Below are 24635 nucleotides of genomic sequence, written 5' to 3' on the forward strand. Positions count from 1 at the left end.
GATCGGGCGGGTACACGCCTTCGGACACCAGCGGATGGGTGATATGTCACTTTCGCCGGAATCTTTGAAAGTGATGGAAAATCGCGTCCAGCCGTGAAGAAACCGCAGGTCAGTTAGTCTGCTCCCCGCGCGTGCGGGGATGGTCCCGCCTCCGGGACCACCTGCGCCGAGGGCGCGTCCTGCTCCCCGCGCGTGCGGGGATGGTCCCCTGGCCGTCACCATGCCGGGCGTTGGGACGATCTGCTCCCCGCGCGTGCGGGGATGGTCCCATCCCGCGCGTGGGCCGCTCGTAGACGCGGCGCTGCTCCCCGCGCGTGCGGGGATGGTCCCAGGGTCTGGTTCAGGTCGCGGACGAATTCCGACTGCTCCCCGCGCGTGCGGGGATGGTCCCTGGGCGCGCCAACGTCGACCACCTTGCGATCTCTGCTCCCCGCGCGTGCGGGGATGGTCCCGCCAGCGATCAACTGAGTGCCCGTCACTCTGACTGCTCCCCGCGCGTGCGGGGATGGTTCGACGAGCAGCGGCCGGTAGTACGTCGGCGTGTGCTGCTCCCCGCGCCCGCGGGGCTGGCCCCGGCCTGGAGGGCCGTGGCCAGCCCCGGACGATCTGCTCCCCGTGCGTCCGCCGATGCCCGGCTTACCGAAAAGTCCCTCACGGGCCAAGGCTGTTGGGGAAACAATGGAGTGTGTTGAATTCAGAGGGGCAAGCAGCAACTGAACGGCGAGAAGCGGGGCGAGGGGTGGACACGCAGCTCGCAACTGTGACCGAGTTACTGGGCGTACGGGGCTTCGGCACGGTGCGCAGAAACGTCTACCGGGACGAGAGCGGCGACGGGACCGGTGACATGGGGTGGCTGTGGCTGCGTGCCGACCCACCGTTGTACCCGGATGAGCCGCACGACTGCGTCGTCCGATACAGCGAGGCGGACGAGAACTGGCAGGTCTCCGTGCCGGAAGGGCGAATGCGGCAGCTTTCGGGAACCGACGGTGTCGCCGCGGTTGCCGAGCTTGTCGTCGCGGAAACCCGTCGGCACCTGGACGCTCCCGCCCTGAGCGGGGTAGTCGGGACTCCGGCCGTGCGCGATGTGCCCGAGTGGGCGGCCATGCTCCTCGGCGGTGCCGCGACGTCGCTGGTTCTTCCCTTCGTGCAGGCCATGGTGGAGAAGTCCGCCGACGACGCCTACAACGGGCTGCGCGCCCGACTACGGGGACGCCGTTCGAGTGCGGAACCCGCACCCGCACCTGCACCCGCATCCGACCCTGCAACAGCACCCGTTGTCGTCGCCGATTCGTCGGCACGCGCCGCATCCGAGTATCTCAGCGTGCTCGATCCCGAGGCCGATCTCCACCTCGTCGTACCGGACCCCGTCCCTCCGGACGCGCTGCGCCGACTTGCCGCCATGGACCGGACCGAACTCCGTGGCCGCACACTCGTGTGGGACGAGAGCCGAGGAGAGTGGTTCCGGTGCCGGAGGGCCTGACCCCGGAAAGCTCCGGTGCGAGCCCGGTACTCCGCCGGGTCTCGGCCTATTCCGGCTGCCGGGACCTCCACATCCTGATGGCGGCCGAGGCGGAGCAGGAGGCGGCCGGATCTCTGGAGGCCGCCGTACGTGACGTCCTGTGGAACATGCGGCTGGACGTGCAGCCGCATCTGCGACTCCTCGAACAGGTCGGCTGGCTGTTCTGGCTGCGCGCCACGGCGGACCCGCAACGCAATCCCCGGAACGAACGGGACCTGCACCTGGCGCTCACGTTGTTCGCCCCGTTGTGCGACGCCGAGCCGGAGTCCGTCCCGGAAGCCGTACGCGGAGTCATCCCGCCCTCCTCGCGACCGGGTACACCCCAAGTGCACGGCTGGGGAGATCTGGCAGGCATCCTCCTTCAGGAAGCCGGACCGTACGACCGGACGGCCCAACTCGCTGCCGCCGCCGTGCTACAACTCGGCATGGTCATGTCCGAGACCGATGCGGACCGCGCCCGGTCCACCAGCAATATGGTGCACGTGCTGACCCTGCTGCACGAACACCATGGCGTGCCGGACACCATGACAGGCGCCATCCGTCTGGCCCGGCGACTGTTCTCGGAGGCGGTCGACGGAACTCCCGAACAGGCCGCGTACCTGGCGCGGCTGTGCGACACGCTGCGCGTGTCCTACCTGTCCGGACACACCCCGGACGCGCTCGCCGAGCTCATCGGCCTGACCCGCCGGGCGCTGGACATCCTGCCGAACGGTCATCCGGACCGGCCGGACCACACCACCAACCTCGCCGGCCTGCTGGACCGCCGGTACAAGGAGACGGGCGACACCGACTCCCTGCGCGAGGCGGTGGCCCTGAGCAGGGCCCTGGTCAGGGCACTGCCGCCGGGGCATCCAGCCGTCGGCCGAGAACTCAACAACCTCGCCTTCCACCTCGAAACGCTGTCCGGACTGGACGGCGGGCTCACCGATATCGCGACGCTGAACGAGATCATCGACCTCGGCCGCAGAGCGCTCGCGCCGACGACGGGTCCCCAACCCCCGCCGGAACTGCGCATCACCCTGATGGCCAACCTCAGCCGCTGGCTGCGGTCGCGTGCGCAGCTCGCCTCGTCCGACAATCGTGCCGCCAATGGTACTAACGGCACTAACGGCACTAACAGCAACCAGGGGACTGACGGCACCAAGGGGACTGACGGCACCGATGGCACCGACGGCGCCAACGGGACCTATGACACCGCTGACGCCGACGAGGCGTTGCGGCTCGCCCGACGGGCCTACGACACTTCCCCCGGCCCTCCGACCGGAGTCGTACTGGAAGCACTTGCCAACGCCCTGTGCGACCTCTACGCCCGCTCCGGGGAACGAGACGCCCTCGATGAAGCGGTGGCCCTCCTACGAAAGGCTGTCGACACGGCGGATACACCGTACCGACGCACCACCCGACGCTTCATGCTCGGTGCGACGCTCAACAACCGCTACATCGATCTCGGCGACACCGCGGATGCACACGAAGCGGCTGGGATGCTGCGTGAGGTGGCCAACTCCTCCGGTGCCCCCGTCAGCGACCGTCTGGAGGGCGCCTGGAACGCCGGCAAACTGGCCCTCGCCCTCGATGCCCCCGCCATCGCTGCCGAGGACCTGACTCTTGCTGTCCGTCTCCTCCCGGAACTCATCGAACAGCGGTGGCGGGACGACGACCGGGCACGGCGCCTTTCGGCCTTCGCATCCCTTCCGACGGTGGCCGCCGCGTGCCTGGTATCCACCGGCCGTCCCGAACGGGCACTGGAGCTCCTGGAACAGGGGCGCGGGCTGATCCACGGTGCATCCGCGGCCCTCGCGGGGGGAGAGCTGGAACGGCTGCGTGCCCGTTCGCCCGAACTGGCCACCGCACTCGAAACACTGCCGAACCAGTGGCAGGCCATCGCATCGGAGGCCGACCGAGGGCACCAGTCGGCCGAGCGGAGGAAGCAACTGCTGGCAGAGATCCGGCGCTTGCCGGGATTCGAGGAGTTTCTCCACCCGCCACGCATCGAGAAGATTCTCGCCGCGTGCGAGGCAGGCCCCGTGGTGGTGCCCATGGCGGGCAGGAACGGCGACGACTCCCATGCGCTGATCGTGACGAGGGACGGCGTCCGCTGTCTCTCCCTGCCCCGGCTCACCAAGGAAGCCGTCAAGGCGCTCGGCACCAGCATCGTCGCCGCGTCCGAACGGGCGCTGGACGCCGAACGTGCACCGAGCGAGCGGATGACGGCAGAAGGGGATCTGCGGTCCGGCCTGGCAGTTCTGTGGGACACGGTCGTCGGCCCCGTTCTCGGCGCCGTACGCGATCTGCCGCGCCGCGACACGGACGACCCGGCCGCTCCACCCCGCCTGTGGTGGTGCCCCACCGGCCTGCTCGCCCACTTCCCCCTGCACATGGCGGAGCACCCCGGGGAGGGTTCTGCCTTCGACCTGGTGACCTCGTCGTACACGCCCACGGTCCATGCCCTCGGCCGGGCGCTCCCATGGCGGGCGAGCGCCGGGAGCAGGCCGCTGGTGGTCGCGGTACCGCATGCTCCCGGAGTCCCGGACCTCCCAGGCGTCGACGAGGAAGCCGCCGTGCTCCTCGGTCTGCTCCCGGGCACCCGCCTCCTGCGGGGACAGGCCGCCACGCGCGGGCGCCTGATGGCAGAACTCCGCAACCACGACATCGTCCACATCGCAGGCCACGCCGGACACGATGCCGACCGTCACCACGAGGGCCACCTCGTCCTGCACGACGGCAGGCTGCACTTCGGTGACATCGCGAGTGCCCGTGCCGGAGGCGGAGGGCTTGCCTTCCTCTCCGCCTGTGCCACCGCCCGCAGCCGCCTGGACGTTCCCGACGAGTCGCTGAACCTGTTGTCCGCCTTCCAACTCGCTGGCTACACACACCTGGTGGGAAGTCTCTGGCCCGTGGCGGATCAGGCCGGAGTCCATCTTGCCGAAGCCTTCTACCAGCATCTGATCGGCCACCAGGACACGAAGATCGGCCTTCAGAGCACGGCGATGAGACATCAGCGTGCGGGCGTCGCCCATGCACTGCACCATGCGGTGTCCCGGCTCCGAACCCGCCACCCCGACCGCGCCTCCCTCTGGGCCTCGCACGTACACATCGGCCCATGAACCACGCAACCGACCTGCACGGTGGGTTCCCGACCGGCGACCCGATTCGCCAAACTCGCCCACTTCGCACCGACGTTCGACCTCATAGAGCCGGGCTGCGGTGTCGCGTGAGTACGACGGGATCTCGACGTGCCCAGCCCGGTGCTCCTTGCTGGTCGGACGGCGGGTTCTGCCATCGGACGATACGGCGCCCGCGCGTGCCCTGACTGCGGAATCCCGGTGCGGTCCGCCAGGGTTCACCACCCCTGTCCGAGTCGGGCCGGTCCTGCCTTCCCGGCGCGGATCCGGGCCGGTCATTCCTGAGGTCGGCGGAGGTGCTGCCGGCGGGCTCATGCTTCGATGCGCAGCCAGGTGTTGCCTGCGCGGAGCCAGAGGGAGCCGTCGCGGCCCTGACCGCAGCGCATGACGACTCGACCGGGCACCCGCAGCGGGCGGCGGCTCGTCACTTCCCAGGTGGTGCCGTCGAACTCGGCACGTATGAGCTCGACGGACCGCTTGTTGTGGTTCCGGCGGGTGAGTACCGCACGGTTGCCGCTGACGGCGAACCCGTCCGGTGCGGGTACGGGGCTGGGACAGCTGGTCACATCGCCGGTGGACGGGTTGATCCGCGTCAGGTAGGTGCCCGCTCTGCGGCCGTCGGAATACCAGACGAGCCATACCCGTTCGTTCTCGGTCGCGGCGGTGCAGCCTTCCAATGGGTGGTCGGGCAACCGTCCCCGGGGAGTCCAGGACGCCCGGCCCCGGAGGTTCCAGCCGGCGAGGCCCGCTCCTGATTCGGGGTGGCCGCCGTAGATGCCTTCGTCGCCATAAGCCGTCCAGACGCCCCCACCGATGTCCGTGACCAGGGCGGAGATGTCGTCGCCGACACAGAACTCGGCTTCAGGTGTGCCCGATGGGGAGAACACCACAGCGTTGGGTCTCCAGAGGCTCTCGGCCTCGTTCAGCATCGTACGGCCGCCCACCAGCAGGATTCGGGAATCCGGGAGGAGCGCCAAGTGGCTGGGGCGAATCCGGATGTCCTTCATCGGGGTGCGCCGCTCCTCCTGTCCCGTGATGGTGATCAATTCACCGGTGAACGGGACGTCCGGCCCCCAACCGATCCATCCCTTGGCGTAGCGGGTGTGCTCAAGGGAGCGCCGGTGGACCAGCATGACCGCAAGCTCCCCGGCGGGCCCGACACTCCACCAGAGGGCTCGGTGCCCCCGTCTGGCATCGGCGGCGGGAACGCGCCACTCGGTGTGTATCGCAGCATCGGAACGAGCAGTCGCCGGACGGAATTTCATGGGCGGTCGCCTCTGGGACTCCGAGGGCGGAGCCGCCCGAAGAGCGCCACCTTACCGGCCCTCACCCGGGCCGACTCCGGCGGCCGTCCGTCCGCCGTCCGTCCGACGTCTGTCCAACGGCCTTGTCACAGCCCATCCGGTGCCGAACTGTGCCCTCATCGAAGGCTGCTTCGGGCGAGACGGACGTCGTCGTCCGAAGCGACCGACCGGAAGAACGACGACATCGACGCGTGCGGCCGTGCCCGATAGCCTGGCCACCGGGGGAGGGGGATGCGGTGGTCTTCACATCGGAGCACTCGGGCGAGCGGATGCTCGGCGTCCCCATGGGCGGGACCACCACCCGGGCCCGTGGGCGCTTCATCGGTCACTCCCCGGTGGCCCCGGGAGGAGCGAGGCCGGCCGGCTCCGGCGGTCGGACCCGATGGTCCGGCCGGTCGATCGGCGGGGCCGTCCGCGTCGTTGCCCGCATGGGCGCGTGCCGCTCGTCTCGGGAACCGGGCGGCAGGGCTGGCGCGGTCGCGAGAGGGCGTCGGCATGGTTGAGCCGAAGTACCGGGAGCCGAAGTACCGTACGGCCCGTCAGCGGGACTGGACCTCCCGATGCGGGAGTGCGGTGCTGCCGGCGGTCTTTCTGGTGTTCACCGTCGCTCCGCCGACTGCGGCCTTCGACCCTCCCGCACCGTTGTGGGTGCGCCTCCTCGCGGTCTTGCTGCCGTTTCCGCTGTGGCTGGTGATGTGCTGGATGGTGGTCGATACCGGGGCCGAAGAATTCCCCTCGGTCCTCGCCGGCTGCGTCCATGACGACGAGAGGGCACGATTCGCTGTGGGAAGCCGCTGGCAGGTCTACGAGTTCACGCGCAACCGTCAACGGGTCGCCCTCACCGAAACCCACGACGATGTGCTCCGCGAGGGCTACAACCTCCACGGGCTGCGCATCGGATCGGAAGGAGGCTGCGGGACCGGCCGCGGATCGGAAATCGTCGCCCGCGGCTTCCGGTCCCGTCGTTCCCCCGCCGGGTGCCTGAGCTCATGAGCACGACGTGGGCCGTCGTCCTGAGCGTGGTACTCGGACTGTCCGCCCTGCTGGTCTGGGGCCTGGCGTTCGCCGGCCGGCGGGAATCGAAGTCCCCGCCGGCCCCGCATGATCCGGCCCACTACTTCCACCGGCGCATGGACTCATGGGAACGGGCCCCGGGGACACTCGCCGCATGGCAGGAGGGCGGCCCCGCGGCCACCGACGGCTCGACGATCGAGGGTGTCGAGGTCGCCCGGATCCTCGCGCTCCTGGGCGGCACCGGCAGTGACGACGGAGGGAGTGTCGGCGCACGGCTGGAACTGGCACTGCCGGACGGTTCGGCGACGACCGTCCACACGGAGGTGGGGAATGTCAGGAACGTACGCCCCGGCATGTTCGTGCCGGTCCGTCCCCTGCGGGAGGGGGTCAGCCACGTGCTCGGCGACACCGTCGAACTCGCCTCGGACCTCCGGGAACCGAGCGTCCGCCGCGTACTGCTGGCACACCGACGCCGCCTCGGCCTCCTCGACGAGGAGAGCTGCGACGTGCTCATGAACGGCCGCCCCGAGACCGTGGACGTCGCGGCAGTGCGGCCGACGGGCCGCGTGCGCTCCGAACATGTCGAAGTCGAGGTCACCCACACCTCCGGTGGCAGCGGGACCGCGACGGTACGGGGGTTCCTGCGGCCGGAGGAGATAGCCACCATGCGGCACACCGGCCAGGCCCTCATCGTCCGATCGCCGGAAGGACGGCAGGCTCTGTGGCCCGCCTGGTACTGAGATGACCGACGACCACACCCATGCGCTCCCGGACACGGGGGCACCGGACGCGTTCATGCGCGCCGCACATGCCAGGCGGCTCCGGCAGATGCGTGCACGTCGCCGCATCACCCTGCCTCTCGCCGTTCTCACAATCCTGGTCACCGCCATCGGGCTCATCAACCTCGACTGGGTGTGGTGGATGACGCTGCCGAGCGGCTTCTGCGTGCTGATCCTGCTCGGATGTGTGAACCTTGTCAGTGACGACGAAACCGAGCGCCCCGGCCCCGACACCGCGCTGGAGGTCGCCTGCGTCGTCGGCGTCGAGATCACCAGTTGGGCCCGTGCGGATTCCGGCGGCATCCACCACGTGCGTGTCATCGCCCGTCCGCTCGGATCCAGTACCGGTCAACTCGTGCACGGTTACCGGATCTTCTCCGCCGAACGCGGCTGCCGGATCGCCCCGGGAATGCTGTTCGGCTTCCGTCGCCATCCGACCATGAAGCACCTCGTCTGGATCGAACCGCAGCACGATCCGCTCACTCTGCTCCACCGCCGGGAGGGAACCGGGGCGGCGCCGAACACTCGGCCCGAGGACGCGACCGTCGAGTCCGTCGCTGTCCTCGCCTCCGCCTCCGCCTCCGCCCCAGTCCCCGTCGCCGTCCCCATCCCCATCCCCATCCCCATCCCCGTTGCTGTCGCTGCCGCCGACGAGCACGAGGGAGACTGGTGGAAGACCAGGATCACGGTCCGTACCGACGACGGGACACGGTTGGTCGAGACCCTGGACCGGCTGCCCGAGGAGCTCGGCCAGTTCGCGCACGGTCAGCGCGTACAGGTCATCCGCCACCAGGGCGCTCACGGCACCGCCGCGACCACCTGCTCCATCGTGCCCCGCACTCTGTGATTACGCCGTCCAGGACCGCCGGCCCCAACGAACTACTGTTCCCGGGCATGGGGCGCGTCGGCAATGCACCGAACCACAGCGTTCCGCCTTCTCGTCCCCGTCCCCGTCCCCGTGGGTTCACCTCACGGCCCGATGGGTCACTTCTCGTAGAGCACGACAGCCTTGCCCGCTCCGGCCGGGACGTCGGTGGCGAGGAAAGGTGCCACGGCTTCGCCAACTGCCGCCATCCGCTGCCACAGGCGTGGTGAATGCAGTGGCAGGAATGCGCCGTAGAGCAGAAAGAGTTCATTGCCGACGATCTCGATCTCCGGCGCCTTGCGTCCCCTCACCATTTGTTCGACGAGGCCCGAGGACAGCAGACTCCGCAGGAGCGCGTAATCCGGTTTCCTGCACAACATCCGCATGTCGGCGGGCCCGTCGACGGGCTCGATGTTCCGGAGTCTGCGCGGTGTGTGCCAGCACCTCTTGGTCAGAAGGGTGTGCGGGTAGGACTCACGCAGCGAGAACACGACGTAGCCCGCCTCGCCGCCACCATCTCCGCTCCGCCAGGTCCTCGCCGTGCTCACCCGCAACCGCCTCGGAACGGAACCGCCGCCACCCCGGCCCCCCGATCCGTTTGCCCAACACCGAGGTATCGAACCGTTCTTGTGCCATGGGACGCCACCTCCCCAGCAATTCATCCTGCCCTATGAATGGCAGCAGCGCCCCCCTCCGGGGACACGTCGGTTGCGTGGACGTTCGCGGTGCGCGGAGCCGGAACGCCGGGTGTGTTTCTGAGCGTTCTGGCATGATCGGTCTGGGGTTCTTTCGGCACACCGAGATGTGTAATTGGGTTGAATGTCCGTTTCGTCGAAATCTTTGAAAGTAATGGAAAACCGTGCCCTCCCGCGATAAACCCCCAGGTCAGTTAGCCTGCTCCCCGCGCGTGCGGGGATGGTCCCAGCTCATCCTCGGTGAGGCCGGTGGGGCAGGGCTGCTCCCCGCGCGTGCGGGGATGGTCCCCGTCTCGTGGCGGCCGCGGAGACGGACGCCGACTGCTCCCCGCGCGTGCGGGGATGGTCCCAACGGATGGGTGCTCGCCCCCGAGCATCACTGCTGCTCCCCGCGCGTGCGGGGATGGTCCCATCAGGTCGACGGCCTTGCTGTAGGGGCGCAGCTGCTCCCCGCGCGTGCGGGGATGGTCCCACCAGCAACGGAGCGTGACGGAAGAAGTCCGACTGCTCCCCGCGCGTGCGGGGATGGTCCCCGTCCCGGGGCGCCCCGCCCCGGCGCTACCGTGCTGCTCCCCGCGCGTGCGGGGATGGTCCCGTCACCACCTGGGAAGGCACGCAGGACCCGACCTGCTCCCCGCGCGTGCGGGGATGGTCCCGCCACGGTCCACCTGCACGCGGGGGAATCAGGTGCTGCTGGATGGTTCCGGGCATGACGGAGCCCCATCGTGTTCGGCGCGATGGGGCGACGTTCGTCAGTGGGAGGTGGCCGGCTGACGGTCAGATGGTGCCGAGTTTCCCGGACTTGACGCCCGACACGAAGGAGGCGAACGCGCCGGTGGGGATGTCGAGCACCGGGCCGTTCGGGTTCTTCGAGTCACGGACGGGAACAACACCGTGCGGGGCGACGAGGTTGGTGGCGACCTCCACGCAGTTGCCGCCGTTGTTGCTGTATGAGGACGTGAACCAGGGGGGCGTTTCGCGTTCCAGGTGTCCTCGCATCTGGGATTCCGCGTATGCGATCACGGAGAGGTCCGACAGCGTCAGCAAGTTCATCGGGAGGTCGAAGGGGCGACGTTCCCCTATGTCGTACGGGGCGATCTGGAGGACGGTGTTCGGCAGCTCGGCGAACTCCACCAGACTGTCGAGTTGAGCCCCCATGACCTCGTCCCCGCCCACCCGCCTGCGGATGCAGCTCTCGTCCATCACCACCAGCATCGTGGGAGGACGGGGTCGTGCCAGCGCGGCCTGACGTTCGGCAAGGAACGAGACCCGCTCGGCAGCCTGTTCGGTGCTGATTGCGCCTCGGCGCACGGCGCTGTCCGCCAGCACTCGGGCGTACTCCGGCGTCTGGAGCAGCCCTGGCACAATCCCGATGTTGTACAGCCGGATCTCGACCGCCCGTCCCTCGTGTCCGACGTACTGGGGGAAGCCTTCCAACAGCGAACCGTGCCGGATTTCGCGCCACTGGCGTTCGAATGTGTCGGCTGTGTCCTCGGTCTCGAAAACGCGGTCTGCACTGCGCGAAAACCGAAGAGTCGGAAGCTTCCTACCAGTTTCGACGGCGGAGACATGCGTGCTGGAGTATCCCAGGCGCTCGGCTAACTCCTCCTGCTTCCATCCGCGAGCCTCCCGCATGCTGCGGATACGTGCACCGAAAGCGGCCTGCGGACTGCTCTCGGGGTCCAACTCCTTGCGGTTCAACAGATTTCACCTGACTTTCCGCTCGTTCTCAGCAAGTTGAAGCGCTCCAGAATGTAGGGCAATCCTGAGCCGTCCGGGTAGTCGAAGAACTACGGAGAGGAGTCGTCGTGTCCGTGAGGGAAAGTCTTCCGGACGGGCAGGAAGCCCCCGGCGTTCCGGTCCTCGGCACGCTCATGAGGGACGCGAGCCATGGTGACCGGGTGGGCGAGTTCCGAGGGCTCGCCGGGCCGAACTGGTCCCTGCGACCGGTCGGCGGCGGGGTCGAGTGGGAGGCGGGGCCCGAATGGGTGCGCGCGCTCACCCCCGCCGAGCGGCTGAGCGCCGAGAACGCCCTGCGGAACCTCAGAAGCAGTCGGGGCGGGCTGTGAGCAGGGCCTTTGGCGCCTCCCAGGGGCGGTTCCTCGCCCGGATCCATACGGGCGACGGTCGGGCGGTTGCCCGTATCGGAGTTCACTCCAAAGGCGTACGCGTTGATAGGTATGTCGGCTCATACGTTGCGGTGGGCGGCTCCGACCGGTGGAGGGAAGAAGAAGTGGGGAGAGGTGGGAAGGGCATGAGTACTCGCGTCGGCGATCATCGGCGTCCCGGGCGCCGGACGGACATGAAGGGGAGGACGGAGGAAAGGATGGAAGAAGGGACGGAGGAAAGGACGGAGGAGGGGGCGGAGGAGGTCCCGCCGTTCGAGGTTCCCCATGTCGCTTCACGCAGTACTGATCTCGGTATCCGGCTGGTCGACCTGGCTGTTGAGATCAGTCCGAAGGGGCCCCGGCTCGCCTACGCCGTTCCGAGATCCACGGACCGGGACAGGCACGGGTACCTGTGGCTGCGCATGTATGACGGGCCGGGCAAGGGTCGTCCGGTGTACGACTGCTTGCACTCGGCCCGTCAACGCACCTGCATGGAGGACATGCTGTGCCAGGTGTGTGCCGGGCCGGCGGACCGGAACGGGGACGGCTGGCTGTTCATCGACTGGAGACGCGAGAACTCGCCTCCGACCTGGCCCGAGCAGTCCGTCACCTCCATGCCGCCCCTGTGCGTTCCGTGCGCTCGGGTCTCCGCGTACCACTGTCCGTTCCTGCGGAACAACGAGTACGCGGTTCTACGGGTCCGCAAACCGCAGCTCTACGGAGTGTCGGGTGCCGTCTACAGCTTGACGGCGGAGGGCTGGCAGGAGTCCGAAATCGACAGCTTGACGGCGGAGGGCTGGCAGGAGTCCGAAATCGACTACTTGGCCGAGTACAGCAAGCCTCGTATTCCTGGCATGCTCGCCTCCCGTCTGCACCGGCAGTTGCGCGGTGTGACGGTCGTGGCCCTCCCGTAGCGGGACAAGGCCACCCGTTTGCGAAGCCTCCCGCTTATGGAGCCGCCCACTACGAGGTGCCCGCTTATGAAGCCGCCCGCCCCGTCTCGCTGTTCAGACAGGTCCGGTCCGGTCGGTCCCGCGTGGTCTCGGAAGCAGTCGGGAACGGTGTTTCATGACGTGGCTGGGGGTGGCGGGGCAGAGGCGGCGGGGGCAGGGGTACCCGGGCCACCGTGACGTCACCGGTCGAGGGATCGCCGTGGTTGTAGAGGACCGCGGTGCCGTCGGGGGTGAATACCGGGTGCGGGTGCCGGGGGTGCCGGTCGGCCTCGGTGCGTGCCAGGGGTGTGCGGGTGCCGGTGGCGACGTCCACGAGCACGATGTCGGACACCTGTCCCGCGTTCTGCCAGCCCCGGCCCGGTGCGTCGAGCGGACCGGAGCTGTCGACGACGGCCAGCCGCCCGTCGCGGCTGATGTCGCAGTGCCAGTCCCGTTCCCCCTCGCTGACGAGCCGGGCCGGCCTGCCGTCGGGGTGGAGCATGTACAGGCCGCGCGGTCCTGCCTCGCTCTCGCCGTACGCGCACACCACGGCGCCCACATCGTGGAACATCCAGCGTTCGTGGCCCACGGCGAGCGTTCCGGCTGGTGCTCCGGCGCGCGTTCCGGGGCGCGTTCCCCCGTCCGCCGCCTGGTCGAAGACGCAACGGCCCTCCGGGTCCCGTGTGCGGTGCCGAGCCCAGATCCGGTCGGCGATCTGCTGGGAGGGCCCCTCGTGGGCGAAGGCCAGCCACGATTCGTCGTACGGGCTGTACGCCGGGTGGTTGGCGAACCATGGCTTGGTGAACAGTTCGCCGACCCTTCCGGTGGACACGGAGATTTCCAGGCAGGTCACCGGTGTGTCCCGGCCCTCGGGGTGTTCCATCACCACCACCCGATCTCCCGCACCCGTGAGGGAGCACAGGTCCTGCAGGGTGTGCCCGGGAGCGGCCGTGTACAGCCGCTCGGGGACACCGGAGTCCAGATCGAGAACGTGGAGCGCACTGTTCCAGACCCAGGCCACCCGCTCGGCGGCCAGGGCCACGTCGGGCCAGAGCAACTGCTCCGGCCCCGAGGCGCTGGGCGGCAGCTCGCACAGGGCGCGTGCGGCACGGTCCTCGCCGCGCCAGCGGACACTGGTCAGCCCGATGGCACCGGTGACCGGGGAGTGCCGGGTCAGCACCACCCGTTCACCGGCGGCGTGGAACCCGTTGGTATGGGGGTAGGGCAGATGGGCGCCGCTGAGGAGGAGAGTCATCGCACGAGCCTCGCGGACCGGAACTGTGCGGGGTTCTTGGGAGCCGCGCCGACTCCGGCCCCCCACTGGAGATAGCCGTCCCGGGCGTCGGGGCCGGTGCCCGCGTCGGCGTCGTTGACGAGGAACGACAGCCCGATCGTCCCGGTGGGCGGCTGGTCGAACCCGAGCGAGGACCAGGGCACCGCGAGCCGGTACGTGGTGGTCCGGGCCGCCTCGTCGCGCACGGCGGAGACGTCCGCGCCCGGTGTGGGCCCGGCCTGCTGCCCCGGTGGGGCGGTCCAGGTGTACGCGACGGGGCCGCTCGGCAGCAGCGCCGCGCCGACCTCGACCCGGGTGCCGCCGAGCGTGCCGGGGAAGTCCGAGTAGAGGTCGTACTGGATGGAGTCGACCTGCCAGGCCGTCGAAGGGTCGGTGCGGGCGGCGTTGTGCACGTCGTCCCTGATGACCGCGTCCAGGATCAGGTCCTCGTCCGTGTAGGTGTAGCGGATCGTCCCGGAGAGATCGTCGGGGCCGGTCCTGGTACCGCCCCGCAGACCCACCCAGTCCCCGAGGGTGTTCAGGTCCATCGGGGCGAGGGTGGTATCGCCCGCGCGTTCCACAGGACTGAAGCTGAGCGAGCCCGAATCCGTGGCACCGCCGGTGGTGACGGAGTAGGGGTAGGAGACGAACTGCGCGACTCCGGACGGGAGTTCAATCGTCCTCTCGGACGATTGCCCGGCGGGAACCGGAGCCGGATCCGTGATCGTGCCCATCCAGGGTCCGACTCGCCAACCCACCGGCGCAGGTGTCAGAGCCCGGTCCGGGTCGTTGTTGGTGATCTTCACGGTGAGGCCCCCGCCGCTCCTGCGGATGTCGGGTCGTCCGGTCACGGTGTACGGCTCGACCACCTTCGTCGTGGTGCGCAGCCGGGCCAGCTTGCCGAAGGACGCGTTGACGTCGCGTACGCCGGTGGTCGCGGTGGCGGGCACCGTCAGCGTGAGCGAGGTCTTGTCGCCGGGACGGGTTCTCAGCGTGCCGTGCACGCCGTCGATCGTGACCGGCAGCCGACGGGGCAGCGCGCCCGTCCCGGTGCGGTCCGCGGTGACGGTGACCTTCAGGGCGGCGCCGGTCACCGACTGCTCCGTCGTGCTCAGCGAGAGCGGCGAGTTCGTGACTGTCACGCCGGTGACCGGCCCTTCGAGGAAGACGGGGCTGCCGTCGAGGCCGAGCGTGACGCGTCCGGCCGTCGGGACGAGCGTGCTCCGCTTGCCGAACTGGTCGGTCAAGGTCAGGGGCCTGTCGGTGGCGACGGAGACCGTCTTCGGCGAAGTGGCCCACAGGGAACGGGTGGTGGTGCCGTACGGGTAGATGTGGACGGCCGGGTCGCCCGCGCTCTCCCGTTCCCCGAGCGGCTTGCCGGCGGTCTGGCGGATGAGGACGGCGTTGGAGACGGCGGCGGGTTTGGGGGCCAGTCCCTGGACACCTGCCCCGGCGCGGCGGAACAGGCCGAAGCGGTGTTCGCGTTCACCGGAGTCGGTGCCGTCGTCGAGGAGGTCGTACCAGAAGTACTTGTCGGCACCGGCCGCGCGGGCCAGCGTCTGGGCGCGGATCAGGTAGTCGGCCTGCTGGGGCTCGCTCCAGCCGCCGGTGTGCGTGGGCCAGCCGTTCTCGGTGACCCAGACCGGCATCTTCTTGCGCGCCTCGACCTTCTTCACCAGCTGCGCGAACTCTCCGAGCGCCTTGATCTCCTCCGGCGGCGTGCCGGGCGCGTCCGCCGCGTTGGCGTAGTAGTTGACGCTGAAGGTGTCGAGGTGGTCAAGGCCGCCGCGGGCGATGAAGTCGTCATGCCAGGCGAGCTGGGTGCCGGCCGAGGTGGGGCCCACGATGTTGGCGCCCGGCATGGCCTGCTTCACCGCCTTGACCATGTCGATGTAGCACTGCGCGGTGATGCCGCAGGCCCCATCGTTGAACCCGGTCCCGTTGAACTCGTTGTAGACGGAGAAGTCCTTGGTGTACGGGGCATAGGTGGCGGCCGCCGCCGCACCGAACCTGGCGAAGGCCGCCAGCCCCTCGGGTGAGCTGGGAGTTTTGCCCCCGTCGTAGAGAGGATTGCGGTAGCCGAGGATCGGCATGGTCCTGATGCCGCGCCCCGCCGCGCTCTTCAGCCCCGCGTCGAGTGCGTGGGAACCGAAGTCGTAGACACCCTTCTGCTTCTCCACCGCCCAGTTGGCGTCGGATCTGACCTGGCTCCAGCCCACGGTGGCGGCGGAGTCGAGCAGGGTGTCCTCCCACCCCGGCTGCCAGCCGTAATGCATGGCCACGGCGTAGTACGGGTCCTTGGCGGACGGCGGCGGGGTGACGACACCGAACGAGGTCGTCCGCGTCACCGGGGCACCGGAGTCGGCGGTGGCGGTGAGTGTGTAGTAGCCGGGGCCGAGATCCCTGATGTCGAGGGCGGCGCTGCCGTTGGTGACCTGCGCCGTGCCGGACTTCAGCGGCACCCCGTTCGGGTCGCCGATGGTCCAGCCGACCCGGTCGGCCGCGGAGGCGAAGGTGATCGGCCCCTGATCCGCGCCCTGGGCGAAGAGCAGACGGCGTGAGGTGATGTCGAGCAGCGGGGCATCGGTGAACTCGACGGATATCCGACTGAAGCAGACCGGAGGCATGTTCTCGGCCGTCGCCTGCACATCGAGCCGGAAGTCGGCGCCGTTGGCGCGGTTGGCGAACTTGATGTCGCCGAGCTCGAACTGTTGGCTGCGCCAGGTGCCGGTGCCCTTCAGCGCCGGGCCGGACACGCCGGTGAAGGCGTTGGACTGTGAGTCGTACTGGAGATTCATGCCGATCGCGGCCGCGTCGAAGTAGTCGACCGTGACCACGGCCCGCTTCGCCCCCGCGGGGACGGCACCGGCCGCCACATCGACGTACAGGTACCGGTTGTACGGATCGCCCGACATCGTCCAGCAGCTGCGCCCCGCCTGTTCGCGCACCGCGTGGGCGGGGTCCTTGTCGCGGTCGCCGGGCCAGGCCCGTTCGATGCCCTCGTACACGGGCTTCGCGCCGAGCACCGCCGTGGCACGGTCGGCCTGGGCGGGCCGGGCATGCGCCTGCGTGGCTGCGGGGGCCTGTATCAGTGTTGCGGCCAGGGCGGAGACGGCGAGCGTCGTGAGCGTGCGACGCAGCCGGGTGAGCGGTCTTCTCGGTGGTGCTCCGGACATCATGAGGCCCTTCTCGCGGAGTTGCGGGGTGCCGAGCCGTTCTGTGTGGGGGTGTCGGTTCCGTACAGGGGGTGCCAGTTCATGGCAGTGGTGTCAGTTCCGTGTGGGGGTGTCGGTTCCGTACACGGGTGTCGGTTCCGTGGGGTGTCACCGCTGCGCCCGGTCGATGAGCGGGCCGACCCTCCGGTCGGCCTTCTCCAGCTCGGCGGCCGGATCGGCGTTCTCCCGGGTCAGTACGGCCTGCACGGCGCTGTCCAGAGCGGCGTACAACTCCTGTGCGGCGACGGGGGGTTCGACGACGTACTTGGTGGTGTCGAGGCTGTTCACGTACGGGGCGAAGTTCTTCAGCGGCACGTTGGAGTGCTTGCGCTCGGCCTCGGCGGCCGGGCCGGAGACCTTCGCGTCGTAGAAGGGGAGACCGGGGACTCCGGCGGGATTCCTGTCGGCGGCGATCTGCTCGGTGCGCTGTGCGGCCAGCGCGGGGTCGTACTTGGTCCTCAAGTAGAAGAAGTCGATCCACTTTGCCGCGGCGCGACGCTGCGCCGCGTCCGCCTTCGGCGAGACGACGGCGACGCCGCCGCCGAGGAGGGTGGCCTTCTCGCCGCCGGAGGGAAGCGGGGCCTGTCCGTAGGCGCCGGGCCTGCCGTGGAACTTGGCGACATAGGCACCGTAGGTGCTGGGCGAACCCAACAGTATGGCGACCTTCCCGCTGGCGAAGTCACGGGTCAGGTCGTCGGTACCACGCAGGTGCTGCTTGCCCATCGACCCGTCGGCCCACCGCATGGCCTTGAGCAGGTCGAGGGCCTTGCCGGCCTGGCCGTCCCGGAAGGCCGTGGTCTGTTTGCCGTCCGCCTTCTTCTCCATCCGGCCGCCGTAGGAGTACGTCATGGTGGTCAGCATCCAGCCGCCGGTGTTGTCGACGGTATGCATGCCGAATCCGGGCACACCGGTCCGGTCCGTGATCGTCCTGGCCGCGGTGCGCAACTCGTCCCAGGTGGCGGGCGGCTTGTCGGGGTCGAGCCCCGCCTTGCGGAACAGTTCGCGGTTGTAGACCAGGCCGACGGAGTACATCTCGGTGGGAATCCCGTACACCTTTCCGTCGGCGCCCGTGACCGGGGCGAGCAGCCGCTTGTCGAACTCCGTGCCGTGCGGCAGTTCCGCGATCTCCTTGCTGAGGTCGGCGATCTGGTGCCGTTCGATCATGTTCGGCGGGTAGGTCAGTGGTACCCGGAAGACGGTCTCCAACTGGCCGGAGGCGAGACGCGCAGGAAAGGTCTTGGCGTCCCACAGCGCGTCGGTCGGCTTGATCCTGATGCCCGGGTTGGCCTTCTCGAAGGCATTGACCTGCGCAAGGAAGTCCTTCCGGCCGGCCGGAAGTGTGGTCGGCGGCATGCCCGCGACGGTGATCTCCGTCCTGCCGTCCGCGCTCCCTCCCCCTTCGCCACTCCCACAGGCGGCGAGGGAGACAACCATGAGCAGAGCCGCACCGACGGCGGAGACGTCCCGCCGTCGGCTCCTGATCCGACTGCCTGCTGATCTGCGCGTGGGTTCGGTCATCATGGCTCCCCTGAAGGTGGATCGGGCTGAGCAGAAGCTAGCAATAGCGTGTTAACGCGTAAAGATGTTGGCGCCAACTCGCCTTGATTGGAGTCAAAGTTCGTGCAGTTAACGCGTTAGGGGTGCTGTCCTTCGTCGTCGCCCACCACTTGGACCGCAGGCGCGTGAGCCCCTTCTGTGCAGGAGGGGCTCGGAGTTACCCTTAGCGCGTTAACGTGTCAGGGAATGAGTCGGTGAACGATGGGGGCAGCATGATCGAGGCCGAGCGCGAAGGCACCGGCCAGAACCCGCTCTACCGGATGGTGAAGCAGGATCTCGTCGCGGACATCGACCGGGGCGCCTACGAGCCCGATCAGCCCTTCATCAGCCAGCGCGAGGTCTGCGAGAGATTCGGCGTCAGCTCCACGACCGCCGTGCGGGCCCTCAACGAACTCGTCACCGAGGGCTACCTGGTCCGGCAGCGGGGGCGCGGAACGTTCGTGGCGGAGCGGCGTTCGCCGCCGACCGGTAACGGGACCGGGGCGCGTGAGCGCTCGGTCGCCTGTGTGATGCACGGCCACGGCGCGCACCAGTCGGACGTCCTCGACGGCATCGAGTCGGTATGCGGCGAGGAGGGGCTGCGGATGTTCCTGTCGAACTCCAAGGGCTCGAAGCGGGCGGAGGAGCACTCCCTGCGTCAGGCGCTGGAGTCGGGCGCCGGGGGTGTTGTGCTCTACCCCGTCGACGGCGGCTCGGATTCACCGGCGCTGGCCGAGCTCGCACGGTGCGGGGTGCCCGTCGTCATGATCGACCGTTACCACCCCGAATCCCCGAGCGATGCCGTCGTCTTCGACAACTACGCGGTGGGATTCGGGCTCACCGAGCACCTCATCGAGCGCGGTCACCGCCGGATCGCCACGCTCTGGGACGAGACCGACGTCACCAGCGTGACGGAGCGGCTCACCGGACACGTCCAGGCGCTGCGAACGCATGGCATTCCGGTCTCACCCGAACTCACCGCCCTCACCACCTATCACAAGCTGCCCGACGACCGTCGGCTCGCGATGCTCTCGGCCTTCCTCGACCGCCCGGAGCCACCCACCGTGCTGCTCTGCGCCAACGGCCACACCCTGGCGCACGCGGCCCGGGACCTCTCCGTCCTCGGTCTTGAGGTCCCTGGCCAGATCGAACTCGCCGGCATGGACGACGCCGGCCCCTTCGACCTGCTTCCGCTGACGCTCGCCGCCGCCCGCCTTCCCTCCCGGGAGATGGGCCGCCGGGCGATGGAGATGCTCGCGCAGCGCATCCGGAACCCGGACGGTCCGCACGAGGTCCGGCACATTCTGCTGCCCGTCGAGATCCGGACGCGTGACTCCGCGCAGGCGTATCTGCGGGTGGTCGGGGCCGGATCTGCCCACCGCGCGCGAGCGCGTTAGGCCGAGACCGTTGCCGTCCGTCGTCCGTCGTCCGTTGCCCGTCGTCCGTTGCCCGCCGTGTGCCGTGTGCCGTGTGCCGTGTGCCGTCCGCCGTCCGTCGTCCGTCGTCTGCCTCGCGGTCCTTCTGCCTCGCGGCCCCTCCGTATGGCGCTCTCCTCCGGAACTCACCCTCCGGAACTGTCCTGACGAGGCACGCGCCACGTGCGACGTGCGACGTGCCTGACGCGTCCGCCGTGCCGCCGCCACTCGCATGGCCTTCTCGCGCCGGAGCGGAGGCGTTGCGGAGTACCGTCGGCGGGGCTCCTTCGCCGAACGGGATGCCTGAGAGGGGACGCCTGATCGGGGCGCCTGAACGGAGTGGCCGAAGGGGATGCTCGACGGGAACGCCCGAACGGAACCCGTTCCCGTCGCCGCCGATCCGGCCCCGGCCGAAGAAAGGTGTCGCCCATGTCGCTCTCCGCACCGGCCGACGTCGCGCCCGACGACGCCACCGAAGTCCTCAAGGTCCCTGACTTCCGGCGTCTGTGGGCGGCGAACGGCTTCCGGTACGTGGCCGCCGAGGTGGCTTCCTTCGCACTGCCGGTCACCGCCCTGCTCCTGCTGCACGCACAGCCGCTGACGATGAGCCTGATCTTCATGTGCAGCAGGGCGGGGTTCCTCACCATCGGGTTACCGGCCGGGGTGTGGATCGACCGCCGACGCAAGAAGCCTGTCCTGATCTGCGCCGACATCGTGTACGCGGCGGTGTTCGCCAGCGTGCCGATCGCGTACTTCCTCGATGTGCTCACGGTTCCTCAACTCGTCGTGGTGGCACTGGTGGTGAGCCTGGCGGGCGTATTCTTCGACGTGGCGCACAACAGCGTCCTGCCGTATGTGCTTCCCCGGCGGCGCATAGCCGACGGCAACGCGCGGTTGCAGAGCTCCGAGACAGCCGTCCGGGCCGTATCCCCCGGCGTCGCGGGCATGGTGACACAGGGTGTGGCCGCCCCGGTGCTCTACTGCCTGGCAGCAATCGGCCATCTCATATCGCTGCTCCTGCTGCGGCGGATCCACCCGCAGGGCGATGTCGCCCGGGGCAGCGCCGGAAGCCGGCAGAGATTCGGACAGGAGATCACGGGTGGGGTCCGCGTCCTGCTCCGGCAACCGCTGCTGCGGCTGCTGCTCAACCAGGCCGCCCTCAACAACATCGGTGCGGGCATTCTCCTGCCGATGCTGCCGGTCTTCCTCCTCAGGGAAATCGGGGTGGCCACCTGGCTGTACGGACTGCTGTCCACTCTCGGCGCCGTGGCCGGCTTCTCCGCCGCGCTGGTGGCGCCACGACTGCGTCGGCGTTTCGGAGAGATCCGTATGACGTTGATCTTCTCCGCCCTGGCCCCGGTCGCCGCGCTGACGGCGCCGCTGGCCGGGGTGTTCCGTCAGGCGGCGGTGCCTCTCCTCGCGGTGGCGGAGGTCCTCATCGGCATAGCCATCGTCGGAAGGTCCGTCTCCGCCGCCGGGATTAGAGCACGGGTGACCCCCGACGCGTACATGGGCCGGGTGACGGCGGCGTACGGCGTCGTCACCCAGGGTGCCACTCTGCTCGGGGCGCTCCTGGGCGGACTGGTCGCCGACCGGTGGTCCACCGGTGCCGCCCTGTGGGCCGGCGGGCTGGTCATGGCCCTTCCCCTCGTCCTGCTGCTGGTCTCGCCCCTGAGCCGCCACCGCACACTTCCGGCCGAGTGGGAAGTATGACCGCCCCGTTCCTTCGCCCCCCCCACACGCACACATTCGGGCAACCGCCCCGATGCTGGAACGACCGGTTCCGATGACCGGTTCCGACGACCGGTTCCGACGGCCGGGCAGCCACGGTGAGCTCCGGAGCGCCGCACGAGCCGCTCCGCCGTGCGGAGCCGGGCCGGACCGTTCCGTTGCGCGGAGCACAGGGGGACCGACACGCGTCGGCTCCGGTGACCGAACAGGGCCCGGACCAACTGGTCCGGACCCCGTGGCTGTTCGTGACGCGGCGGGTGCGGGGCGAACTCCGGGTGTTCGGCGTTCGACGCGGCGCACGGCCTCGTCGGCGAGGCCGTCAGTTGCGGTGGGTCACTCCGTCCCGGTGCGCGCAGGCGAGCGGGGGTGGGCGGGTGCGGGCGCGGCGGCTTGGGCGGGGAGCGGCGTGCGGCGGGGCTGAGGACCCGCCGCACGCAGCCGCCGTTCCAGCGGGTGTTCCACCCAGTGGTAGGCACAGCCGGCCAGGGCCTGGCTGACCGCGATCACCGCGAACCAGACGAGGGCGATGTCGAGGAGGCCGTCCGGGCGGCCGTGGAGGCCGAGCCAGGTTCGGATGACGATCTCGTGGATGAGGTACCAGGCGAACGACCAGTGGCCGAGGCGTACGGACCACCGGCCGGCCAGCCCGGTGCGGCGGCCGTCGAGGTCGGCGCGGGCGGCAGCGGCGACGAGCAGCGCGAAGAAGGGGGTGGCCAGCAGTTGCGAGGCCTGGTAGGGGCCGTACCAGAGCGCGTCGGACACGGAGTTGCCCCAGGGAATCAACGCGAGGTGCCAGGCGGCGACGAGCGCCACCGCGGTCCACAGGCCGACGGGGGGCCGCCAGCCGCGGGCCACCGCGAGGCCCGCGGCGACCCCGAGCACGAACTGGAGCATGCGCGTCAGAGGCAGGTAGTCGACCAGCCACACCCGTGTGGCCACATCGGTGACAAGGGCGCCGCTCAGCCAGATGGCAAGTACTCCGACGCAGGTCAGCACCCAGATCCAGCGTCGGCCGCGGCCCGAGCGGAAGACCGGGAGGACCATCAGCAGCGGGAAGACGAGGTAGAACCACGCCTCGTCGCTGAGGGACCAGGCCGCAGGGTTGGCACCCTTGTAGTACACGGCATCGGGGATCCAGGCGTGCACGAGGAACAGGTTCGCGATCACGGCCTTCGCGGACACCGCCTTGCCCAGCCAGAGCCACACGCCGACGGACAACGCGCTCGTGACCACCATGAGCGGCCAGATCCGGGCGAAGCGCCGCCACAGGAACACCTTCGCCGGGACCACCGCCCCGTCGTAGGTCCAGGCCAGCACGAAGCCGGACAGCACGAAGAAGAAGGTGACTCCGCTGCGGCCGTACCAGACGGCCGGGCTGAGCCCCGGTATCTCCCCGATCTGACGGGACAGGTGGTAGAGGACGACCAGCAGGGCCGCCCAGAAACGAAGTCCCGTCAGGGACGGGAGCCGGTCGCGACCGGACAGGGGCGCCCCGGCCCGGGGCCGGGAGTGAGTCGCATCTTGCATCCCGCGATTATCGGTGCACCGACAAGGACCTGATGAGGGAGGTCCGTGGTCCGGGACCGGCGGGCGCGCCCGGGGTGACGGAGGCCCCGAACCGTGGCACGACGCGCCCCGGCATCAGACACGGTCGACGGCGCCCGAGCTCCCGGTCCCAGCCGCGCTCCCAGTCCCAGCCTCGGTTTCAGCCCCGGTTCCGGTTCCAGACCCGGTCCCGGTTCCAGACCCGGTCCCGGTCCCGGTCCCGGCCTCGACATCGACATCGACATCGACGGGATTGTCTTGATGTGCGTTCTCGCGGCGGGGGAGCAGCAGCGGGGTGGCGAGGAGGAGGACTCCGGCCGCGGCGATCGCGGTGCGGGGGCCGATGACGGCGGCGAGCACGCCCCACAGAGCGGTCAGGGCCGCGATGGCGGCGCTGCTGCTGACCGACCATGCGGAGAGGGTGCGGGCGATCCGGCCGGGGTCGGTGTGGTCGAGCCGGTACGTGGCCAGTACCGGATTGAACACGGCGCAGCTGGTCACCAGGCCGAGTTGGATGACAATGATGAGGACGATCCCCGGCACACCGGGCTGGACGAATGCCAGGCCGGTCGACCAGCACGCCCGCAGCGCCCCGGCGGTGAGGAGCACCCTGTGCCTGCCGAACCGTGTCACGAGCCGGTGCGTCAGGCGTGAGCCGATGAGGCCGCCGATGCATGGGGCGGCGAAGACGAGACCGTACTGCCACGGGCTGAACCCGAGGTGGCTCAGGAGGAGCACGGCGAGCAGCGGCTCGGTCGCCATGATCAGGCCGTTCGCCGTGATCGAGTTGAAGAAGAGCGGTCGCAGCACGGGGTGGCCGAGGATGTGGCGCCATCCTTCGAGCAGGTCGCGCGCTCGCAGTCGTGGCGCACCGGTCCGTGCGGGCGGTGGTGGTTCGGTCCCGCCGATGGCACGGATGCCCAGTGCGGAGAGCAGGTAGCTGGCCGCGTCGGCCAGCACGGTCGTCATCGGGCCGAATGCCCCGATCGCCGCGCCACCGAGCGGCGGGCCGAGCATGGTGGAGGCCCATGTCGTGGATTCGAACCGGCTGTTCGCGACGAGGAGGTCCTCGCGCGGCACGAGAGTCTTCAGATATGCGCCGCAGGCAGCACCGAAGGCGATGTTGGCCGCGGCGACCACGACCGAGACGACGAGGAGCTGGGCGAAGGTGAGCAGGCCGAACGCGAACGCGGCGGGGACGCTCATCGTCGCCGCGAACCGGACGAGGTCCGCGGTCACCATGACCGGTCGCTTGCGGCGGAACTCCACCCACGGGCCGAACGGCACCGCGATCACGGCCCCCACCGCCCGTCCCACGGCGGCAAGTGCCGACACCTGGGCCGGTCCGGAATGCAGCACGAGGACCGCGATCAGGGGAAACGCGCCGAAGGCGAGCGATGTGCCGTAGGAGCTGACGGCGTACGCCGCCCACAAGCGCCCGAACCGATGCCCCAGCGCACGTCTGCCCGCCGTACCCGCCATACCCGCCGCACCCCTCGTCGATCCGAACGATCACCCGCCGACCACCGGCAAGCATCCAAGCGGGTGGCCGGCGGCGGGATCAAACAACCGATGAGCTGTT

Annotated in this window: 17 protein-coding genes and 1 CRISPR repeat array; of the genes, 9 read left to right on the forward strand and 8 right to left on the reverse strand. The window is 69.5% G+C overall.

Annotation, left to right across the window (positions count from 1 at the left end):
* Positions 1-760: 760 nt before the first annotated feature.
* Together ACFC79_RS16425 and ACFC79_RS16430 are read left to right on the forward strand one after the other, a co-directional pair.
* A complete protein-coding gene (locus ACFC79_RS16425; protein WP_376240534.1) occupies positions 761-1480 on the forward strand; it encodes a hypothetical protein in 720 nt (239 codons plus the stop codon).
* Positions 1465-4623: a CHAT domain-containing protein gene (locus tag ACFC79_RS16430; protein WP_376240536.1), complete on the forward strand. Its 3159-nt coding sequence runs from the start codon at positions 1465-1467 to the stop codon at positions 4621-4623. Before ACFC79_RS16425 ends, ACFC79_RS16430 begins: the two co-directional genes overlap by 16 nt.
* A gap of 329 nt (positions 4624-4952) precedes the next feature.
* On the opposite strand, the gene ACFC79_RS16435 is transcribed toward ACFC79_RS16430, so the two are convergent.
* Complete coding sequence (locus tag ACFC79_RS16435; RefSeq protein ID WP_376240538.1) at positions 4953-5774, reverse strand: hypothetical protein; 822 nt, start codon at positions 5772-5774, stop codon at positions 4953-4955.
* Positions 5775-6518: 744 nt separating this feature from the next.
* Between ACFC79_RS16435 and ACFC79_RS16440 the strand changes: the two genes are divergently transcribed.
* Genes ACFC79_RS16440 through ACFC79_RS16450 form a run of 3 tightly spaced genes read left to right on the forward strand, consistent with a single transcriptional unit; the run spans position 6519 to position 8585 of the window.
* The gene (locus ACFC79_RS16440; RefSeq protein ID WP_376240541.1) at positions 6519-6938 is read left to right on the forward strand and encodes a hypothetical protein; all 420 of its coding nucleotides are present in this window, start codon (positions 6519-6521) and stop codon (positions 6936-6938) included.
* Positions 6935-7699, forward strand: a complete 765-nt coding sequence (locus ACFC79_RS16445; protein WP_376240543.1) for a hypothetical protein — start codon at positions 6935-6937, stop codon at positions 7697-7699. Before ACFC79_RS16440 ends, ACFC79_RS16445 begins: the two co-directional genes overlap by 4 nt.
* Before the next feature lies 1 nt (position 7700).
* Positions 7701-8585, forward strand: coding sequence for a hypothetical protein (locus ACFC79_RS16450; RefSeq protein WP_376240546.1), 885 nt, complete (start codon positions 7701-7703; stop codon positions 8583-8585).
* Between the two features lie 137 nt (positions 8586-8722).
* On the opposite strand, the gene ACFC79_RS16455 is transcribed toward ACFC79_RS16450, so the two are convergent.
* Entirely contained in the window at positions 8723-9151 is a 429-nt protein-coding gene (locus ACFC79_RS16455) for a hypothetical protein (protein WP_376240548.1), read from the reverse strand.
* Positions 9152-9497: 346 nt separating this feature from the next.
* Positions 9498-9954: direct repeats of the CRISPR family, unit length 29 nt; unit sequence CTGCTCCCCGCGCGTGCGGGGATGGTCCC.
* Between the two features lie 121 nt (positions 9955-10075).
* Positions 10076-11002, reverse strand: a complete 927-nt coding sequence (locus tag ACFC79_RS16460) for a Scr1 family TA system antitoxin-like transcriptional regulator (RefSeq protein WP_376240655.1) — start codon at positions 11000-11002, stop codon at positions 10076-10078.
* 170 nt (positions 11003-11172) lie between these two features.
* Between ACFC79_RS16460 and ACFC79_RS16465 the strand changes: the two genes are divergently transcribed.
* Both ACFC79_RS16465 and ACFC79_RS16470 read left to right on the forward strand, forming a co-directional pair.
* Positions 11173-11367 carry a hypothetical protein gene (locus tag ACFC79_RS16465; RefSeq protein WP_376240658.1) on the forward strand — a complete coding sequence of 65 codons (195 nt, stop codon included), beginning with the start codon at positions 11173-11175 and terminating at the stop codon, positions 11365-11367.
* A 257-nt stretch (positions 11368-11624) separates the two neighbouring features.
* Entirely contained in the window at positions 11625-12320 is a 696-nt protein-coding gene (locus tag ACFC79_RS16470; RefSeq protein ID WP_376240551.1) for a hypothetical protein, read from the forward strand.
* A gap of 64 nt (positions 12321-12384) precedes the next feature.
* On the opposite strand, the gene ACFC79_RS16475 is transcribed toward ACFC79_RS16470, so the two are convergent.
* From ACFC79_RS16475 to ACFC79_RS16485, 3 genes are all read right to left on the reverse strand, one after another.
* On the reverse strand, positions 12385-13593 hold the full coding sequence (locus ACFC79_RS16475; RefSeq protein WP_376240554.1) for an oligogalacturonate lyase family protein: 1209 nt from the start codon (positions 13591-13593) through the stop codon (positions 12385-12387).
* Entirely contained in the window at positions 13590-16790 is a 3201-nt protein-coding gene (locus ACFC79_RS16480; protein WP_376240557.1) for a hypothetical protein, read from the reverse strand. The genes ACFC79_RS16475 and ACFC79_RS16480 overlap by 4 nt, the downstream gene beginning before the upstream one ends.
* Positions 16791-16934: 144 nt before the next feature.
* Positions 16935-18344 (reverse strand): ABC transporter substrate-binding protein, encoded by a 1410-nt coding sequence (locus tag ACFC79_RS16485; protein ID WP_376240560.1) that lies wholly within the window; start codon positions 18342-18344, stop codon positions 16935-16937.
* A 233-nt stretch (positions 18345-18577) separates the two neighbouring features.
* Here ACFC79_RS16485 and ACFC79_RS16490 point away from each other — a divergent pair, with 233 nt between their 5' ends.
* Both ACFC79_RS16490 and ACFC79_RS16495 read left to right on the forward strand, forming a co-directional pair.
* Positions 18578-19759, forward strand: a complete 1182-nt coding sequence (locus ACFC79_RS16490; RefSeq protein ID WP_376240563.1) for a LacI family DNA-binding transcriptional regulator — start codon at positions 18578-18580, stop codon at positions 19757-19759.
* A gap of 447 nt (positions 19760-20206) precedes the next feature.
* Positions 20207-21490: an MFS transporter gene (locus ACFC79_RS16495; protein ID WP_376240565.1), complete on the forward strand. Its 1284-nt coding sequence runs from the start codon at positions 20207-20209 to the stop codon at positions 21488-21490.
* A 351-nt stretch (positions 21491-21841) separates the two neighbouring features.
* Here the strand turns inward: ACFC79_RS16495 and ACFC79_RS16500 are convergent, their stop codons facing one another.
* Both ACFC79_RS16500 and ACFC79_RS16505 read right to left on the reverse strand, forming a co-directional pair.
* Entirely contained in the window at positions 21842-23035 is a 1194-nt protein-coding gene (locus ACFC79_RS16500) for an acyltransferase family protein (protein ID WP_376240568.1), read from the reverse strand.
* Positions 23036-23149: 114 nt separating this feature from the next.
* Positions 23150-24535, reverse strand: a complete 1386-nt coding sequence (locus ACFC79_RS16505; protein WP_376240570.1) for an MFS transporter — start codon at positions 24533-24535, stop codon at positions 23150-23152.
* Between the last annotated feature and the right edge of the window lie 100 nt (positions 24536-24635).

This window comes from Streptomyces sp. NPDC056061, assembly GCF_042266885.1.
Classification (GTDB): Bacteria; Actinomycetota; Actinomycetes; order Streptomycetales; family Streptomycetaceae; genus Streptomyces.